At 54.5% G+C, this 15,041-nt stretch carries 13 protein-coding genes; 7 read left to right on the top strand and 6 right to left on the bottom strand.

The features are described from left to right. The first annotated feature begins 374 nt into the window (after nucleotides 1–374). The gene (gene acnB / locus CKO_RS13905; protein WP_047458888.1) at nucleotides 375–2,972 is read left to right on the top strand and encodes a bifunctional aconitate hydratase 2/2-methylisocitrate dehydratase; all 2,598 of its coding nucleotides are present in this window, start codon (nucleotides 375–377) and stop codon (nucleotides 2,970–2,972) included. 176 nt (nucleotides 2,973–3,148) lie between these two features. Further along, complete coding sequence (gene yacL, locus CKO_RS13900) at nucleotides 3,149–3,511, top strand: protein YacL (protein WP_012134038.1); 363 nt, start codon at nucleotides 3,149–3,151, stop codon at nucleotides 3,509–3,511. A 33-nt stretch (nucleotides 3,512–3,544) separates the two neighbouring features. Here the strand turns inward: yacL and speD are convergent, their stop codons facing one another. The 3 genes from speD to CKO_RS13885 form a co-directional block, all read right to left on the bottom strand. After that, a complete protein-coding gene (speD, locus tag CKO_RS13895) occupies nucleotides 3,545–4,339 on the bottom strand; it encodes an adenosylmethionine decarboxylase (RefSeq protein ID WP_012134037.1) in 795 nt (264 codons plus the stop codon). A gap of 15 nt (nucleotides 4,340–4,354) precedes the next feature. Further along, nucleotides 4,355–5,221: a polyamine aminopropyltransferase gene (gene speE / locus CKO_RS13890; RefSeq protein WP_012134036.1), complete on the bottom strand. Its 867-nt coding sequence runs from the start codon at nucleotides 5,219–5,221 to the stop codon at nucleotides 4,355–4,357. Nucleotides 5,222–5,339: 118 nt separating this feature from the next. Then, nucleotides 5,340–5,687, bottom strand: a complete 348-nt coding sequence (locus CKO_RS13885) for a YacC family pilotin-like protein (RefSeq protein ID WP_012134034.1) — start codon at nucleotides 5,685–5,687, stop codon at nucleotides 5,340–5,342. 167 nt (nucleotides 5,688–5,854) lie between these two features. Here CKO_RS13885 and cueO point away from each other — a divergent pair, with 167 nt between their 5' ends. Next, nucleotides 5,855–7,420, top strand: coding sequence for a multicopper oxidase CueO (gene cueO / locus CKO_RS13880; protein ID WP_012134033.1), 1,566 nt, complete (start codon nucleotides 5,855–5,857; stop codon nucleotides 7,418–7,420). Between the two features lie 91 nt (nucleotides 7,421–7,511). Here the strand turns inward: cueO and CKO_RS13875 are convergent, their stop codons facing one another. Further along, complete coding sequence (locus tag CKO_RS13875; protein WP_012134032.1) at nucleotides 7,512–9,902, bottom strand: glucose/quinate/shikimate family membrane-bound PQQ-dependent dehydrogenase; 2,391 nt, start codon at nucleotides 9,900–9,902, stop codon at nucleotides 7,512–7,514. Between the two features lie 205 nt (nucleotides 9,903–10,107). Here CKO_RS13875 and hpt point away from each other — a divergent pair, with 205 nt between their 5' ends. Then, a complete protein-coding gene (gene hpt, locus CKO_RS13870; protein ID WP_024130701.1) occupies nucleotides 10,108–10,644 on the top strand; it encodes a hypoxanthine phosphoribosyltransferase in 537 nt (178 codons plus the stop codon). An 86-nt stretch (nucleotides 10,645–10,730) separates the two neighbouring features. On the opposite strand, the gene can is transcribed toward hpt, so the two are convergent. Further along, nucleotides 10,731–11,393, bottom strand: a complete 663-nt coding sequence (gene can, locus CKO_RS13865; RefSeq protein WP_012134030.1) for a carbonate dehydratase — start codon at nucleotides 11,391–11,393, stop codon at nucleotides 10,731–10,733. A 232-nt stretch (nucleotides 11,394–11,625) separates the two neighbouring features. On the opposite strand from can, the gene CKO_RS13855 reads away from it, so the two are divergent. From CKO_RS13855 to CKO_RS13845, 3 genes are all read left to right on the top strand, one after another. Then, complete coding sequence (locus tag CKO_RS13855) at nucleotides 11,626–12,552, top strand: ABC transporter ATP-binding protein (protein ID WP_012134029.1); 927 nt, start codon at nucleotides 11,626–11,628, stop codon at nucleotides 12,550–12,552. Next, nucleotides 12,549–13,319 (top strand): ABC transporter permease, encoded by a 771-nt coding sequence (locus CKO_RS13850; RefSeq protein ID WP_012134028.1) that lies wholly within the window; start codon nucleotides 12,549–12,551, stop codon nucleotides 13,317–13,319. Before CKO_RS13855 ends, CKO_RS13850 begins: the two co-directional genes overlap by 4 nt. A 103-nt stretch (nucleotides 13,320–13,422) precedes the next feature. After that, a complete protein-coding gene (locus CKO_RS13845) occupies nucleotides 13,423–13,863 on the top strand; it encodes a PTS sugar transporter subunit IIA (RefSeq protein WP_012134027.1) in 441 nt (146 codons plus the stop codon). A 55-nt stretch (nucleotides 13,864–13,918) separates the two neighbouring features. On the opposite strand, the gene CKO_RS13840 is transcribed toward CKO_RS13845, so the two are convergent. After that, a complete protein-coding gene (locus CKO_RS13840; protein ID WP_012134026.1) occupies nucleotides 13,919–15,034 on the bottom strand; it encodes a fimbrial protein in 1,116 nt (371 codons plus the stop codon). Nucleotides 15,035–15,041 lie beyond the last annotated feature (7 nt).

The following is a 15,041-nucleotide window of genomic DNA, read 5'->3' as shown; positions in this document are numbered from 1 at the left end:
CGTCATGGTCATTATGCCTGCCGCCAGCGGGTGCGGTGTTGCGTGAGTATAGGGCGGCGGGAGTTTAATTTTTGACTAATATTGGGATCGCTACCGTCAGGTGATGATTAGCGTTCGAAATAATGTGAGCAAACGTTGCAGGGGAAAATGTCTCTTTCCTGGAAAGGCGAAGGGCAATAGACCATGCGTAACGATTCAGCCACTTTTTTATGTTGCTTTTTTGTAAACAGATTAACACCCCACTAAAATCCTGCTATTCTGCCCGTTGCGGTATCGGGCATTTACCCTACAAACTGCTGTCTCACAGGAGCGTGAAGAGAATCGCCCATATACAAAAGCGCCGCACTATGACAATGAGAGCGAGGAGAACCGTCGTGCTAGAAGAATACCGTAAGCACGTAGCTGAGCGTGCCGCCCTTGGGATTGTGCCCAAACCCTTAGATGCAACCCAAATGGCCGCACTTGTCGAGCTGCTGAAGACCCCGCCTGTGGGCGAAGAAGAATTCCTGTTAGACCTGTTAATCAACCGTGTTCCCCCTGGCGTCGATGAAGCCGCCTATGTAAAAGCGGGCTTTCTCGCTGCCGTCGCGAAAGGCGACACCACCTCCCCGCTGGTTACTCCAGAAAAAGCCATTGAACTGCTGGGCACCATGCAGGGTGGTTACAACATTCATCCGCTGATTGACGCGCTGGACGATGCCAAACTGGCGCCGATTGCCGCCAAAGCGTTGTCTCATACCCTGCTGATGTTCGACAACTTCTACGATGTAGAAGAAAAAGCCAAAGCGGGCAACGAATATGCGAAGCAGGTGATGCAGTCCTGGGCCGATGCCGAATGGTTCCTGAACCGTCCTGCTCTGGCTGAAAAAATCACCGTTACCGTCTTTAAAGTGACCGGTGAAACCAACACCGACGACCTTTCTCCGGCGCCAGATGCCTGGTCCCGCCCGGACATTCCGCTGCACGCGCTGGCGATGCTGAAAAACGCCCGTGAAGGTATTGAGCCGGATCAGCCTGGCGTGGTGGGGCCGATCAAACAGATCGAAGCGTTGCAGCAAAAAGGCTATCCGTTAGCCTACGTGGGCGACGTTGTCGGCACCGGTTCTTCGCGTAAATCCGCCACCAACTCCGTGTTGTGGTTCATGGGCGATGACATCCCGAATGTGCCGAACAAACGCGGCGGCGGTCTGTGTCTTGGCGGCAAAATTGCGCCTATCTTCTTTAACACGATGGAAGATGCGGGCGCGCTGCCCATTGAAGTGGACGTGAATAACCTGAACATGGGTGATGTGATTGACGTTTACCCGTACAAAGGTGAAGTCCGCCATCACGAAACCGGCGAACTGCTGGCGAGCTTTGAACTGAAAACCGACGTGCTGATCGACGAAGTGCGCGCGGGCGGTCGTATTCCGTTGATCATCGGTCGCGGCCTGACCACCAAAGCGCGTGAAGCGCTGGGTCTGCCGCACAGCGATGTGTTCCGTCAGGCGAAAGACGTGGCGGAAAGCGCTCGCGGCTACTCGCTGGCGCAGAAGATGGTGGGCCGCGCCTGCGGCGTTGCCGGTATCCGTCCGGGCGCTTACTGCGAACCGAAAATGACCTCCGTAGGTTCTCAGGATACCACTGGCCCAATGACCCGTGACGAACTGAAAGACCTGGCGTGCCTGGGCTTCTCGTCTGACTTGGTGATGCAGTCTTTCTGCCATACCGCAGCGTATCCGAAACCGGTTGACGTAACTACGCACCACACGCTGCCGGATTTCATCATGAACCGTGGCGGCGTCTCTCTGCGTCCGGGCGATGGCGTAATCCACTCCTGGCTGAACCGTATGCTGCTGCCGGATACCGTTGGTACCGGCGGCGACTCCCATACCCGTTTCCCGATTGGCATCTCCTTCCCGGCGGGTTCTGGCCTGGTGGCGTTTGCGGCGGCGACCGGCGTCATGCCGCTGGATATGCCGGAATCAGTGCTGGTGCGCTTCAAAGGCAAAATGCAGCCGGGTATCACCCTGCGCGATCTGGTACACGCGATCCCGCTGTACGCGATCAAACAGGGTCTGCTGACCGTTGAGAAGAAAGGTAAGAAAAACATCTTCTCCGGCCGTATTCTGGAAATCGAAGGGTTGCCGGACCTGAAAGTGGAACAGGCGTTTGAGCTGACCGATGCCTCTGCGGAGCGTTCTGCGGCAGGCTGTACCATTAAGCTCAACAAAGAGCCGATTATCGAGTACCTGAACTCCAACATCGTTCTGCTGAAGTGGATGATTGCGGAAGGTTACGGCGATCGCCGCACCCTGGAGCGCCGTATTCAGGGCATGGAAAAATGGCTGGCGGACCCGCAGTTGCTGGAAGCGGACGCGGATGCCGATTATGCGGCGGTGATCGAGATCGATCTGGCTGATATCAAAGAGCCGATCCTCTGCGCGCCGAACGATCCTGACGATGCGCGTCTGCTGTCTGATGTGCAGGGCGAGAAGATTGACGAAGTCTTTATCGGTTCCTGTATGACCAACATCGGTCACTTCCGTGCGGCAGGTAAACTGCTGGATGCGCACAAAGGCCAGCTGCCGACCCGCCTGTGGGTGGCGCCGCCAACCCGTATGGATGCCGCGCAGTTGACCGAAGAGGGCTACTATAGCGTCTTTGGTAAGAGCGGCGCGCGGATTGAAATTCCAGGCTGTTCACTGTGCATGGGGAACCAGGCGCGTGTGGCTGACGGGGCGACGGTTGTTTCTACCTCAACCCGTAACTTCCCGAACCGTCTGGGAACCGGGGCGAACGTCTATCTGGCTTCTGCGGAACTGGCGGCGGTTGCGGCGCTGATCGGCAAACTGCCGACGCCGGAAGAGTACCAGACCTACGTTGCGCAGGTGGATAAAACCGCCGTGGATACCTACCGTTATCTGAACTTCGATCAGCTTTCCCAGTACACCGAGAAAGCCGACGGCGTGATTTTCCAGACCGCGGTGTAACGGCTCCGACCTGTTCTGCGTAAAAACGCATCAATGCCCGGTGAACCTTGCGTCACCGGGCATTTTTATTTCTATTCCTTCCGCCCGTTCCGCTTTTTTTCTTCCGTTGTGCTGCGATAATTACAGCATGGGCGCAATGCGGTAATGGCGCATTGCCGGGAGCAGAGGAACACATTATGGATTACGAATTTCTGCGCGATATTACCGGAGTGGTAAAAGTGCGAATGTCCATGGGCCACGAGGTGGTGGGGCACTGGTTTAACGAAGAAGTGAAAGAGAACCTGGCCTTGCTTGATGAAGTGGAACAAGCGGCGCGTGCGCTAAAGGGCAGTGAGCGTTCCTGGCAACGGGCGGGACATGAATATACGCTCTGGATGGATGGCGAAGAGGTGATGGTTCGCGCTAATCAACTGGAGTTTACCGGCGACGAAATGGAAGAGGGGATGAACTACTACGACGAAGAGAGCTTATCGCTCTGCGGCGTGGAGGACTTTCTTCAGGTTGTTGCGGCTTACCGTCATTTCATTCAACAACGCTAAATACGGTGGAGCCTCCGTGCTCCGCCGTTACGCTTATACCGCAGGGATATTGCGGCCGTAGTAAATCTCGCGCATCTCTTTCCACAGCGCAGCGGTAATCTCTTTGCGCTCGGTTTCCGTCAGATCTTCCGGTTTAGTGTGGAACATGTAGTGCTTAAGATCGAACTCTTTAAGCAGCATCTTGGTATGGAAGATATTTTCCTGATACACGTTCACATCCACCATGTCATACAGCGACTTCATGTCGTCGGACATAAAGTTCTGAATGGAATTAATCTCATGATCGATAAAGTGTTTCATGCCGTTGACGTCGCGGGTAAACCCACGCACGCGGTAGTCGATGGTGACGATATCGGACTCTAACTGGTGGATCAGGTAATTCAGCGCCTTCAGCGGGGAAATCACGCCGCAGGTCGAAACTTCAATGTCGGCGCGGAAGGTGCACAATCCGCCTTCCGGGTGGCTTTCCGGGTAGGTATGCACGCAGATATGGCTCTTATCCAGATGGGCGACGACGGCCTCGGGCAGCGGGCCGGGATGCTCTGTTTTGTCGATAAGCTGCGGGTCGACCGGCTCTTCGCTTACCAGAATAGTGACGCTGGCGCCCTGGGGTTCATAATCCTGGCGGGCGATATTCAGGATATTCGCGCCGATGATGGAGCACGTCTCTGACAGAATTTCCGTCAGGCGATTGGCGTTATAGAGTTCATCGATATAGGCAATGTAACCATCGCGCTCTTCTGCGGTTTTGGCGTAGCAGATATCGTAAATACAAAAACTCAGACTTTTGGTCAGATTATTAAAGCCATGCAGTTTCAGTTTTTTCAATTTCTTATCTTCTCCTTAGGACGACGGTGTTGCGAGCGCGTCTTGCAAATACTGAGGTAAGGCAAAAGCTGCCGTGTGAACAGACGGATTGTAGTAACGGCATTTCAGGCCGGAGGTATGGAAACGCGCCTGAATAATCTCGGTCGACAGGTGGCGCAGCGCGTCATTGTCCGTCGCCCACGCGAAGGTCATAATGCCGCCGTAGTAGGTCGGAATGGCTGCCTGGTAGAAGCTGACATCGCCAAAGTAATGGCTGAGCTTGCGGTGGCTGTCAATGGCTTCATCCTGTTGCAGGAAGCAGACGCCGTTCTGTGCGACAAAGATCCCGCCAGGATTCAGACAGCGCTTGCAACCTTCATAGAAGGTTGAGGTGAACAGACTCTCGCCGGGGCCGATCGGATCGGTACAGTCGGAGATGATCACATCAAAGGTCTGGCTGGTCTGATTCACGAAGTTAACGCCATCGTCGATCACCAGATTAAAACGCGGATCGTCATAGCTGCCTGCGTTGTGATTCGGCAGATACTGACGGCAGAAAGAGACCACGCCTGCGTCGATCTCCACCATCGTGATGGTTTCGACATTTTTATGCCGTGTCACTTCACGCAGCATTGCGCCGTCGCCGCCGCCGATGATCAGCACATGTTTCGCGTGGCCGTGTGCCAGCAGCGGAACGTGGGTCATCATCTCGTGATAGATAAACTCATCGCGCTCGGTGGTTTGCACCACGCCGTCCAGCGCCATTACGCGGCCAAACGCGGCGTTCTCGAAAATAATCAGATCCTGGTGATCGGTTTTCTCGTGATACAGCACGTTGTCCACGGCAAAGTACTGACCAAACTGGTCGTGTAGCGTTTCATGCCACTTCGTATTTTCGGCCATTGGCTGATACCTCCATTGTTAACACCCGTAAAAAATGGGCGCAACATAATAGCTAACAATGACCGATGATGCACGGTCATTATTTCAGCAATAAGGTATCCGTTGGGTATAACGCGAGTTATTTTACGTAGGCCAGCAAACTCAGGGAATCGCGCGCCAGCGCTTTGCATTTTTTGGCGACGGGAATACCGATGCCGCTCAGATCGCGGTAGCTGTCTTCACCGAGGGATTTCATGTCGAAGGAGTCGTAATTGCTGAGGTCCCACTGGTTTTGCTGAGCAAAAAAGACCAGTGCGCGACGAATCTGACCGTTCGGGAGATTCTGGTAGCCGCAGTCATTTTTCAGAAAGACGAACACCGCCGTTAAATCTGCCATATCTTCGGCTTCGGATTCACTGAGCGCATAGCTGTTTGCGCATACGGCCATCAGGCTGCCGAACAACACTGTTCTGAAAAACGTCTTCATTGCTTCTACCACTGCATCACGGAAATTAAACGTTAGCACACTGCGGGCGAGGCGACGACATTTATTATTGTATCCGACGGGCGTCTGTGACTTGACCTTCCCGTAAGGGGAGGGTCTATGCTCAAAGGTCAGACTGCGTCCCGCCGGTTGAAAATAAGGAAGTGATTATGCAACGTCGTGATTTCTTAAAATATTCTGTGGCGCTTGGGGTCGTATCGGCACTGCCGTTGTGGAGCCGCGCCGTGTTTGCTGCGGAACGTCCCGCGTTACCCATTCCCGATCTTTTAACCGCCGACGCGCGCAATCACATTTCGCTGATTGTCAAAGCCGGACAGTCGACCTTCGCGGGTAAAACGGCAACGACCTGGGGCTACAACGGCACGCTACTCGGGCCGGCGCTAAAACTGCGCAAAGGTCAGCGTATTACCGTGGATATTCATAACCAGCTTGCCGAGGAGACGACGCTGCACTGGCATGGGCTGGAAGTTCCCGGCGAGGTGGACGGCGGCCCGCAGGGGGTGATTGCGGCGGGCGGCAAGCGCTCCGTCACCTTCACGCCTGAACAGCGTGCGGCAACCTGCTGGTTCCACCCTCATCAGCATGGGAAAACCGGTCGTCAGGTGGCGATGGGACTGGCGGGCCTGGTACTGATTGAAGATGAAGACATTGGCAAACTGCTCCTGCCAAAACAGTGGGGGATAGACGATGTGCCGGTGATTATTCAGGACAAACAGTTTTCCCCTGACGGACAAATCAATTATCAGCTGGATATGATGACCGCCGCCGTCGGGTGGTTTGGCGACACGCTGCTGACTAACGGGGCGATTTATCCGCAACATGCTGCGCCAAAAGGCTGGCTGCGTCTGCGCCTGCTGAATGGCTGCAACGCGCGTTCACTGAACATCGCCACCAGCGACAACCGTCCGCTGTATGTTATCGCCAGCGATGGCGGCCTGCTGGCGGAGCCGGTGAAGGTAAACGCACTGCCCATGTTAATGGGGGAGCGTTTCGAAGTGCTTATCGACATCAGCGACGGCAAAGCGTTTGAGTTGATGACGCTGCCCGTCAGCCAGATGGGGATGACGATCGCGCCGTTTGATAAACCGCACCCGGTTATGCATATTCAGCCGCTGGCGGTCACGGCCTCCGGCACTTTGCCGGATACGCTGACCACGATGCCTGCATTGCCTTCTCTTGATGGCCTGACGCAGCGAAAACTGCAACTGTCGATGGACCCGATGCTCGACATGATGGGTATGCAGATGCTGATGCAAAAGTATGGCGACCGGGCGATGGCGGGAATGAATCATGGGCAGATGATGGGGCATATGAATCATGGCTCAATGAATCACGGTAGTGGTGGACATATGAACCACGGCGGGAAGTTCGATTTCCACAATGCCAATAAGATCAACGGCCAGGCGTTTGATATGACGACACCGATGTTTGCCGCCGCCAAAGGGCAGTATGAGCGCTGGGTTATTTCCGGCGAAGGCGACATGATGCTGCATCCGTTCCATATTCATGGTACGCAGTTCCGCATCCTGTCGGAAAACGGCAGCGCTCCGGCGGCGCATCGCGCAGGCTGGAAGGATACGGTGCGGGTTGAAGGCGGGATCAGCGAGGTGCTGGTGAAGTTTGATCACGATGCATCGCAAGAACATGCTTACATGGCGCACTGCCATCTGCTGGAGCATGAAGATACAGGCATGATGCTTGGCTTTACGGTATAAACATGCCGGATGGCGCTGGCGCTTATCCGGCCTACAGTAAAGTGAGCATCCTGTAGGCCGGATAAGGCGAAGCCGCCATCCGGCATAAACGTTACTGCGCGTCGTCAGGCAGAGCGTACGCGACAATATAGTCGCCCATCTTCGTCCCGAACGAACCGTGACCCCCGGCGGAAATCACGACGTACTGCTTACCGTTGACTTCATACGTCATCGGCGTTGCCTGACCGCCTGCGGGCAGACGGCCTTCCCACAGTTTTTCACCATTGCTCATGTTGTAAGCGCGCAGGTAGTTATCTGCGGTCGCGGCAATAAACAGCACGTTGCCAGCGGTAGAGATTGGGCCGCCCAGCATTGGCATCCCCATATTGAACGGCACTTTAAACGGCATCGGGAACGGCATGCTGTCCTGCGGCGTACCAATACGTTTTTTCCAGACAACTTCGTTGGTTTTCAGATCCAGCGCGGAGATGTAACCCCAGGCAGGCTGTTTACACGGTAGACCAAACGGCGACAGGAACGGGTTCAGCGTCACGCCATACGGTACGCCATACTGCGGCTGAATACCCGATTCCGAACCGGTGCCTTTGGCATCTTCCGGCGGCTCCATCGGATTACCCGGGCCGCGTGGGATCAGTTTAGAGACAAACGGCAGCGCCATCGGGTTGGCAATCGCCACCTGACGGTTCGGATCGACGGAAATGCCGCCCCATTCGAACATACCGAGGTTGCCCGGGAAGACCAACGTGCCTTTTTCTGATGGCGGGGTAAAGATCCCTTCATAACGCATCTGGTGGAACATCACGCGGCACACCAGCTGATCGAACATGGTGGCGCCCCACATATCCGCACCGGTCAAGTCTTTCGTCGGACGGAAGCTCAAATCAGAGAACGGCTGCGTTTTGGTGACGTAATCCCCTTTGGCCGCGCCCTGCGGCACCGGTTTTTCCGGGGCAGGCACCACAAGTTGACCATTGCGACGGTCCAGCACGAAAATATTGCCGGTTTTTGCCGGAGCGTAGATGACCGGAACGGTTTGCCCTTTCACGGTGATATCCGCCAGCGTCGGCTGGGACGGCATATCCATATCCCACAGATCGTGATGAACGGTCTGATAGCTCCAGGCCAGTTTACCGGTCGTTGCATTGAGCGCCAGGATCGAGCTGGCATAGCGCTCCTGCTCTGGCGTACGGTTGCCGCCCCAGATATCCGGGGTGGTGACGCCCATCGGCAGATAGACCAGATCCAGCTTTGCGTCATACGCGGCTGGCGCCCAGGAGTTTGGCGAGTTTGGCGTGAAGTGGTGCTCATCCGACGGGATCGCGTTCGGGTCTTTCGCACCGGGATCGAATGCCCACAGCAGTTTACCGCTGTTCACGTCAAAGCCGCGAATAACCCCGGACGGCTCGCGGGTAGAGAAGTTATCGGTGACGGCGCCTGCAATGACGATCACCTTGTCGGTCACGATCGGCGGTGACGTGGGTTCATACATGCCCGGCGTAGTGACCGGCATATTGGTTTGCAGGTTCAGAATGCCGTTGTTGGCAAAGGATTCGCACAGCTTGCCGTTGTCTGCGTTGAGGGCGAAAATACGGCCATCGTTCACCGGCAGAATAATGCGGCGTGGGCAGTCTGAAACGACATCCGGCGAGGCGTTATCGGCCGTGGCTTCATGATAGGAGACGCCACGACAGGTGACATGCTGGAAGCTGGGATCGGTATTGAGTTGCGGGTCGAAATGCCACTTCTCTTTCCCGCTCGCCGCGTCCAGCGCGAACAAACGCTGGTGGGCGGTACACAGATACAGCGTATTGCCGACTTTAATCGGGGTCACTTCGTTGGTGATTTCACCCGGATCGTTCGGCTGCTTCAGATCGCCGGTACGGAACACCCACGCCTCTTTCAGGTTGTGGACGTTATCAGCAGTGATCTGCTTCAGCGGAGAGTAGCGCTGCCCTTCCTGATTGCGGCCATAGGCAGGCCAGTCCTGGTCCGCAACCGGAGAGATCGGTTCGGCAGGCACCGCGTCCGCGCTTAGCGTACCGTTGATCTCTTGCGGGTCGTTGAAGCCAGCCCAGGTGAGGATGCCGCCGCTTATCAGCAGGGCAACCACCAGTGCGCTGACAGCGCCGCTGGAAGGGACGCTCAGGCGATGCCAGACAAACGGTAAAATCAGCCAGATGCCGAAGAAGACCAGAATGTCGCTACGCGGGGTTAGCGCCCAGAAGTCGAAGCCGACTTCCCACACGCCCCAGATCATAGTGGCGAGGAGCAGGGCGGCATACAGCCACAGCGCGGAACGCTTGCTGCGCCATAATAGCCCGGCGACGCCAAGCATGACGATGCCCGCAATCGGGTAGTACCAGGAGCCGCCGATGGCGACCAGCCAGCCGCCGCCGATCAGCAGATACAGCCCGCAGAGTGCAGCGAAGAGGGCTGTCAGCGTCACGAGAAGCCGTGGCGCTTTTGCGTTGTTATTTGCCATAAAAAGATACCATCTCAATTTGTTAATTTTTTAGTAGCAATTAATTATAGGATTTAACAAGTGTGATCGTCATCACAAAATGAGCTTTATTAACAGATGCCGCGAATAAATACTTTTGCTGGTATACTGCGTGCCTTGCGCTTCGATGCTGTCTTATCAAGAGCAGGCATGAAGTGATTTGTTTTTAAATCATATGGTTAGAGATATGAAACATACTGTAGAAGTAATGATCCCCGAAGCGGAGATCAAAGCGCGCATTGCCGAACTGGGTCGTCAAATTACTGAACGTTATAAAGACAGCGGCAGTGACATGGTGCTGGTAGGTCTGCTGCGTGGCTCATTTATGTTTATGGCGGATCTGTGCCGTGAGGTACAGGTGTCTCATGAAGTCGATTTTATGACCGCCTCCAGCTACGGTAGCGGCATGTCCACCACTCGCGATGTGAAAATTCTCAAAGACCTGGATGAAGATATCCGTGGCAAGGATGTGCTGATTGTCGAAGATATTATCGATTCCGGGAATACGCTGTCGAAAGTGCGGGAAATCCTGAGCCTGCGTGAGCCAAAGTCTCTGGCGATTTGTACGCTGCTGGATAAGCCGTCTCGCCGTGAGGTTGACGTCCCGGTTGAGTTTATCGGTTTCTCGATCCCGGATGAGTTCGTTGTGGGTTACGGCATTGACTATGCCCAGCGTTATCGCCATCTGCCGTATGTTGGTAAAGTGGTGCTGCTGGACGAGTAAGAACGTTGTGCCGGATGGCGCTACAGGTGCTATGTCCGTAGAAATGTAGGCCGGGTAAGGCGTAGCCGCCACCCGGCAATACACGTTTACTTGTGGTTAATATGCTTTTTGCTGAGGTTTGAAACCCCCCGACGATAGCGCTGTTCCAGCGTTTCACGGTTGGTCGCCGTGACTTCCAGATCGCGCAGCAGGCCGTCGTGAATACCGTAGGCCCAGCCGTGAATCGTCACTTTCTGACCGCGTTTCCACGCGGACTGCATGATGGTTGAGTGGCCCAGGTTGTATACCTGTTCCATCACGTTCAGCTCGCACAGGGTATCGATTCGACGCTCCTGCGGCATTTCTCCGAGTAATGAGCTATGTTTGAACCAGATATCGCGAATGTGCAGCAACCAGTTGTTAATTAACCCCAGTTCCGGGTTTTCAACAGCCGCCTGGACGCCGCCACAACCGTAGTGACCACAAATAATAATGTGTTCAACTTCCAGTACATCGACGGCATACTGCACCACGGAGAGGCAGTTGAGATCGGTGTGAATGACCAGGTTGGCAACATTGCGGTGAACAAATAATTCGCCCGGCTCAAGGCCGGTTAAACGTTCTGCGGGAACGCGGCTGTCGGAACATCCAATCCATAGAAAGCGCGGTTTTTGCGCTTGCGCCAGTTTCTCAAAAAATCCGGGATCCTCTTCCACCAGCATTTTTGACCATAGTGCATTGTTGCTGATGAGTGTATCTATGTCTTTCATGGAGGTTAACGACCTGTAACCAAATAAGTGCGTTGGGCTAATATAGGGCAACTCCGGGATTATTTAAACCATATACTCGTCATTCTTCACGTTGCAGGTGCGTTGGCTTCCTCGCTCACCCCGGTCACTTACTGGTGTAAGCTTCCGGGGATTCACTGCGTTGCCGCCTTCCTGCAACTCGAATTATTTAGAGTGTAAATAAAGTGTAAGAACGTAAGGTAAGTAAAAATTCATGACCATTGCACTGGAACTTCAGCAACTTAAAAAAACGTATCCGGGCGGCGTTCAGGCGCTCCGTGGGATCGATTTGCAGGTTGAGGCGGGTGATTTTTATGCGCTTCTGGGGCCAAACGGGGCGGGGAAATCAACCACCATTGGCATTATCAGCTCGCTGGTTAACAAAACCTCCGGGCGCGTCTGCGTCTTTGGTTACGACCTTGAAAAAGATGTGGTCAACGCCAAACGCCAGCTTGGCCTGGTGCCGCAGGAATTTAACTTCAACCCGTTTGAAACCGTCCAGCAGATCGTCGTCAATCAGGCGGGGTACTACGGCGTTGAGCGTAAAGAAGCCGTTGCGCGCAGCGAAAAGTACCTGAAACAACTCGATCTGTGGGAAAAACGTAACGAACGCGCGCGTATGCTCTCCGGCGGGATGAAGCGTCGTTTGATGATCGCCAGGGCGCTGATGCATGAGCCGAAACTGTTGATTCTGGATGAACCCACCGCAGGGGTGGATATTGAACTTCGCCGCTCAATGTGGGGCTTTTTGAAGGATTTAAACGACAAAGGCACCACGATTATCCTGACGACGCACTATCTTGAAGAAGCGGAAATGCTGTGTCGCAACATCGGTATCATTCAGCACGGCGCGCTGGTGGAAAACACCTCGATGAAAAATCTGCTCTCTAAGCTGAAATCCGAGACGTTTATTCTCGATCTGGCGGCGAAAAGCCCGCTGCCGAGGCTGGAAGGCTATCAGTACCGTCTGGTGGATACCTCGACGCTGGAGGTCGAAGTATTGCGGGAACAGGGCATCAATAGCGTCTTTTCGCAACTGAGCAGCCAGGGCGTTCAGGTTCTCAGTATGCGTAACAAGGCAAACCGCCTGGAAGAACTGTTTGTCTCTCTGGTGCATGATAAAAAAGGAGATCGCGGATGATGCAGCTGTATTGGGTCGCGCTGAAAAGCATCTGGGCGAAAGAGATTAACCGCTTTATGCGTATCTGGGTGCAGACGCTGGTGCCGCCGGTCATCACCATGACGCTCTATTTTATTATCTTCGGTAATCTGATCGGCTCACGCATTGGCGAGATGCACGGTTTTAGCTATATGCAATTTATCGTGCCGGGCTTAATCATGATGGCGGTGATCACCAACGCGTATGCCAATGTGGCCTCATCCTTCTTTAGCGCCAAATTCCAGCGCAACATTGAAGAACTGCTGGTGGCGCCTGTCCCGACGCACGTCATTATCGTCGGATATATTGGCGGCGGCGTGGCGCGCGGGCTGTGCGTAGGGGTTCTGGTTACGGTAATTTCGCTGTTCTTTGTGCCGTTCCAGGTACACTCCTGGGTGTTCGTGGCGTTAACGCTGGTGCTGACGGCGGTGCTGTTTTCGCTGGCAGGGCTGCTGAACTCGGTCTTTGCGAAGACCTTTGATGATATCAGCCTGATCCCGACGTTCGTGCTGACGCCGCTCACTTACCTGGGCGGGGTGTTTTATTCCCTGACGCTGCTACCGCCGTTCTGGCAAGGATTGTCGCATCTGAACCCGATTGTCTACATGATCAGCGGCTTCCGCTATGGTTTCCTGGGCATTCACGACGTACCGCTGGTCACTACGTTCGGCGTTCTGGCCGTGTTTATCCTGGCGTTTTACCTGCTGTGCTGGTACTTAATTCAGCGCGGACGCGGCTTGCGCACGTAATGTTTTTCCTCTCCTCCGCCGGGGGGAGGGGCAGACTTTGACGTTTATCACCCTTACTCATTTATCACACTGATAAACTACTTGCTTGCTAAGGAGGTAGGCTATGTTGGGTTGGGTGATTACCTGTCATGACGATCGCGCGCAGGAGCTACAGGATCGTCTGGAAGAAAAACATGGCCCGCTGGCGCAGTGCCGGGCGGTGAACTTCTGGCGCGGCCTGAGTACTAATATGCTCAGCCGTATGATGTGTGAAGCATTACACCAGGCGGATTCCGGCGATGGGGTGATCTTTTTAACGGACACATCCGGCGCCGCGCCTTATCGTGTGGCGTCGCTGATGAGCCATAAACATTCCGGCTGCGAAGTGATTGCCGGTGTGACGTATTCATTGCTTGAAGAAATGCTTGCCGCGCGGGAATCCATGAGCAGCGCGGCGTTCCGTGACACCATTGTTTCCCTCGGCGCGCCCGATGTCACCAGTCTCTGGCATCAACAGCAAAAAAATCCGCCTTTTGTGCTGAAGCATGATTTGTACGCGTACTGACGGTCAATTCGTGGAGGCGATGATGCGGCTGACAGGCAGTCAGCCGCAGGGAACGTTATTCGTAGCTGAGGGTGAAAGTACCGACGGTTTCAAAAGTGCCGGCTTTAATTGTACCGATTTTGATTAACTGCCCGGTGAAATCCAGACCAATAGATTCATGATACCACTCACGATTTCCGCTGTAGGTGATACCGACACGCTCCGAACCGTCTACCTTCATTGTTTGTGTGTTGTTATTGATAATGGAACGAATTTTTACGCCCACGCCCTCGGCGCTCCCTGAAAAGTTGGTGAGAATCGTATTGTCTGCGCCATGATTGCCGGTCAGGGTGACAGTAACGGTCGTCAATGAGCAGCGGAATAAGTTAAACGTAAACGGCTTTTCTACCGACTCGCCCGTTTTTTCGAAATCGGAACGGTAAAAGTCGCCAAAATCCACGTCCCGATCGTATTCGTCATTATTTATCCCCATTCCCTGGCAGGTCGGCTCCATGACGGAAAACGCCATCGATGCTCCACTCATCATAAGGTCGAGATCGTTTTGCCCGGCATCTCCTATGTGCAGAGTACCGATTTTCCCTGGCAGCGCGTTCCCGTCCGTCTGACCATTTCGGGGGTGGTAGTCTGGCGTCTGATACATCGTGACGAAGATATCCCAGTTGCGTGTTGCGCTCGGCCCCGTCCAGGGGGCATCGCCATGGCTTGGGAAGGTTGACGTTCCTCCGGGCAGCGGCAGGTTTAAATCCAGATCGTTAGTGTTGTTGCCGTTGTGGCAGTTCCCGATACACCTCACGGAATAGGTGTAAACAATGCCGGGAATCGAGGTTTTGAGCAGCCCGGTAGGGCCATCTGACCCCTGAGTGGTATATTGATCCCACAAATTGGCGTCGGTAGGGCCGGTCAACGTTACGGCATTGCTCCCATTACCTCCGCATGTGATGGGCGCCGCTCCCTGGAATAAAGGGAAATCACCCTCCATAGACTGAGGGTTCATAATGATGAGCGGCGTATCGATGCCTCCGATGGGGCCAATGAGCGTTCTGGCAGTCCAGAAAGCAGGGATACTGGCCTGCTGTGTCGTAAAATGACATGCGGTGTCTGCTAACGCTTGCCTGGCGAAAATGGAGAGCACGCAAAATAATAGCGGCAGTAAATAGCGTAATTTCATCATAAATCCC

This window comes from Citrobacter koseri ATCC BAA-895, assembly GCF_000018045.1.
Classification (GTDB): domain Bacteria; phylum Pseudomonadota; class Gammaproteobacteria; order Enterobacterales; family Enterobacteriaceae; genus Citrobacter_B; species Citrobacter_B koseri.
The sequence above is the reverse complement of the archived record's forward strand: the minus strand, read 5'-3'. Positions and strand labels throughout refer to the sequence as shown.

What these genes read in the sequence shown, in the direction of transcription:
- yacL (WP_012134038.1), top strand. Translation starts at nt 3,149, where the DNA reads ATGGATTACGAATTTCTGCGCGATATTACCGGAGTGGTAAAAGTGCGA.
- speE (WP_012134036.1), bottom strand. Translation starts at nt 5,221, where the DNA reads ATGGCCGAAAATACGAAGTGGCATGAAACGCTACACGACCAGTTTGGT.
- CKO_RS13885 (WP_012134034.1), bottom strand. Translation starts at nt 5,687, where the DNA reads ATGAAGACGTTTTTCAGAACAGTGTTGTTCGGCAGCCTGATGGCCGTA.
- cueO (WP_012134033.1), top strand. Translation starts at nt 5,855, where the DNA reads ATGCAACGTCGTGATTTCTTAAAATATTCTGTGGCGCTTGGGGTCGTA.
- CKO_RS13875 (WP_012134032.1), bottom strand. Translation starts at nt 9,902, where the DNA reads ATGGCAAATAACAACGCAAAAGCGCCACGGCTTCTCGTGACGCTGACA.
- hpt (WP_024130701.1), top strand. Translation starts at nt 10,108, where the DNA reads ATGAAACATACTGTAGAAGTAATGATCCCCGAAGCGGAGATCAAAGCG.
- can (WP_012134030.1), bottom strand. Translation starts at nt 11,393, where the DNA reads ATGAAAGACATAGATACACTCATCAGCAACAATGCACTATGGTCAAAA.
- CKO_RS13855 (WP_012134029.1), top strand. Translation starts at nt 11,626, where the DNA reads ATGACCATTGCACTGGAACTTCAGCAACTTAAAAAAACGTATCCGGGC.
- CKO_RS13850 (WP_012134028.1), top strand. Translation starts at nt 12,549, where the DNA reads ATGATGCAGCTGTATTGGGTCGCGCTGAAAAGCATCTGGGCGAAAGAG.
- CKO_RS13845 (WP_012134027.1), top strand. Translation starts at nt 13,423, where the DNA reads ATGTTGGGTTGGGTGATTACCTGTCATGACGATCGCGCGCAGGAGCTA.
- CKO_RS13840 (WP_012134026.1), bottom strand. Translation starts at nt 15,034, where the DNA reads ATGATGAAATTACGCTATTTACTGCCGCTATTATTTTGCGTGCTCTCC.